The organism is Methanophagales archaeon (assembly GCA_021159465.1).
Lineage (GTDB): Archaea > Halobacteriota > Syntropharchaeia > Alkanophagales > Methanospirareceae > G60ANME1.
In genome coordinates, this window is record JAGGRR010000135.1 from 1 (window position 1) to 2,993 (window position 2,993).

Below are 2,993 nucleotides of genomic sequence, written 5' to 3' on the forward strand. Positions count from 1 at the left end.
GGTATATGCGGGCAGTTAAGATGCGAGGTGTTACTTCTCCTCTCATGGAATTTTTGGGAAGTATTGGCATTGCCACGGTAATTGCCTATGGAGGTTATCAGGTGATAAAAGGTGTCTCTACTCCAGGCAATTTTTTCTCTTTTATTGCCGCGGTGATGATGCTTTACCGGCCTATAAAGGGTTTAAGTAATGTTCATAATACTGTTCAGCAAGGTGTAGCTGCTGCTATTCGTGTATTTGAGGTTTTAGATACTTACTCAGAACACAAAAAAACAGAGGGTATTAGATTACCTAGGTTTTCCCAATCAATCATTTATGAAGATGTTTGGTTTAAATATGACCAAGAACAAAGTTGGGTATTAAAAAATATTAATTTAACCATTAAAAAAGGAGAGAAAGTGGCCTTAGTTGGTCCTAGTGGCGCAGGGAAAACCACCATTGTCCATCTTCTTCCCAGGTTTTATGAGCTTAAAAAAGGCAAGATTATTATAGACGGTTATGATGCCCAAAAAGTTAGTCTAGATTCTCTGCGGGCACAAATTGCCATTGTCAGTCAAGAAATGGTGCTTTTTAACGACACTATCAGGAGCAACATTTATTATGGACGTTTGGATGCCAGTGAAGAAGAGATTATAGCAGCCGCTAAGGCAGCCTATGCTTATGATTTTATTCAAAAACTTCCAGAGGGATTTGACACTATCATCGGTGAACGCGGGGTAAGACTCTCTGGGGGCGAACAACAACGAATTTGTATTGCTAGAGCTATTTTAAAAAATGCCCCTATCTTAATCCTAGATGAAGCTACTTCCTTTTTAGATACAGAGTCAGAAATGATAGTACAAAAAGCCATGGAGAATCTATTAAAGGAACGCACAGCCTTAATTATTGCCCATCGCCTTTCTACCATCAGAAAAGCAGATAAGATTGTAGTAGTAAGCGATGGCCAGATTGTGGAACAAGGAACTCATGAGGAACTTTTAGATAAAGCGGGGCTTTATCAAAGATTATATGAAATTCAATTCAAAGGAAAAGAAAGGACAGATTTAGAGGGTACCGTCCCAGGCTGTGTGTAAATTCACTTGCAATTAAAATTATGAGGGCTTATCCTCCTAATAACAAATGAATTTAAAAAAAGAAAGGAGGAAAAGCCCATGCAAACTAAAGAAAATTTATCACAGACAGTTAAGGATGTAAAGGTAGAGATAATAAAAGATGTGTTTAAAAAACAAAATACTGCTAATGCAGAGGAACTTTTAGATGCAATAGAGGAAGGTGTGAGAAAATTTGTAAGAACCACGCTAGAAGTCTACGCTAAAGATGAATTTTTAAGGTACATAGGTGCTAGACCTTATGAACGCACTAATAGAAGAAAAGATTATAGGAATGGGAGTCTACATAAGACCATCTTAACCCCATTTGGACTTATAGAGGATGTAAATATCCCTAGGGGCAGAAAAGGGGGATTTGTCCCTAAGGTAATTGAGCGTTTTAAGGCATTTAAGACAAAAATAGCTAAAATAGTTGTAGAGATGTTTACCTTGGGCATTTCTACCAGGAAAATAAAGAAAATAACAAAAATTATTGCAGGAAATGGAATATCAAAGACTGAGGCATCAAGGCTAAATAAAACGATAAAGGGGGAGATTACTGCCTGGCTTAACAGGCCTATTAAGAAAAAATTTAGCTTTCTATTTATTGATGGCGTTTTTTTAAAAATAAGAAGAAAGATTATAAGTAGAGAAGCTATTTTGTGTGCAGTAGGAATGACAGAATCAGGAGAAAAGGAATTTTTGGGTTTTTTGCCAGGAGGAAGGGAATCTAGAGAGGCATGGGAGGATTTTCTCACCCACTTAGTAAGAAGAGGACTAGACCCAAGGGCTGTTAAGCTAATCATCTCAGAGGGATGTCCTGGCATGATTAGGGCTATAAAGACCATATTCCCTTATAGTGATCACCAGCACTGCCTCTTTCACAAAATGTCTAACCTAAGGGCAAAGTGTCCAAGGAGTGAATGGCCACTTATAAAGGCAAAGATACATAAGATATACTTTGCTTTAAATGAGAGGGATGCAAGGGAAAATGCAAGGGCATTTATAAAGGAATACAAAGATATATTCCCAAGGCTTGTAGATTGTATTAAAAAGGACTTAGATAGCTGCATAGCTTATATGAAACACCCATTTAGAAGATGGAAGCATATAAGGACAACAAATATCATAGAGAGGGGTTTTAAAGAGGTAAAAAGAAGGGTAAAGGTAATGGAGACATTTCCTACTGAGGAATCTTGTATTAGAATTTTATATAGTTTACTTAGGTTGCAAAATGAAAATTGGGAGGGTAAGCCCATTGCAAGTTTTTAAATTTACACATATATGGGGACACTACCGCTGTCTTTTTCTTGACATTTGGAAAGAATTTATCTTTATCATGAAAATGATGTCGTTCCCCTTCGAGATAAAGGCAAGTTAAGTGATTTCTCATCAAATTCCGCGGGTTCTATCTCAGAGACTATTTTATATAATCGTCGTAACGCTGCAAATCGAATGGGCCTTGCAAAGGTATCTTTAGATTCTAGAATATGGAGAAGCAAATTGAAAAGAGCATCCAGATCTTCAGCTTCATTGTAACCCGCTTCTTCAATCACTCGACACCAAGCACGTTGAACTTCCTCGGTATTGGTTTCCTTAATTGCTTCAAGCCATTCCTGTCCCTTTTCTGCCCATTTTAATTGACATTGTGCCATACCCTCTATGTATCTCGGCCTCCAAACATCCTTTTTGTCTTGTGCAAGTTTCCAATACTTATCACCGATCCATACCTCTTTAATCTTTTTTCTAGCTTGTGGAATTACTGATAATGAGACTGCGGATAAACGGGCTACTTCTAATTTGTCGCTTTGCAACATATTTAAAAGCGTTGACCAGGCTCTCTCAGCTTTTTCTGCCCACCATGGCATAGATGGAAAATCTGCAATCTCATGGACTATTTTGTAT

General features: G+C 37.7%; 3 protein-coding genes. 2 read left to right on the forward strand and 1 reads right to left on the reverse strand.

What is annotated here, in order from left to right; genetic code table 11:
* Positions 1-1,073 (forward strand): ATP-binding cassette domain-containing protein (locus J7J01_06290; protein ID MCD6210485.1); only part of this gene is annotated, 1,073 nt, incomplete at its 5' end.
* Between the two features lie 78 nt (positions 1,074-1,151).
* Positions 1,152-2,360, forward strand: coding sequence for an IS256 family transposase (locus J7J01_06295; protein ID MCD6210486.1), 1,209 nt, complete (start codon positions 1,152-1,154; stop codon positions 2,358-2,360).
* Positions 2,361-2,425: 65 nt separating this feature from the next.
* Here the strand turns inward: J7J01_06295 and J7J01_06300 are convergent.
* The coding region (locus tag J7J01_06300; protein MCD6210487.1) for a hypothetical protein at positions 2,426-2,993 on the reverse strand (568 nt) is incomplete at its 5' end.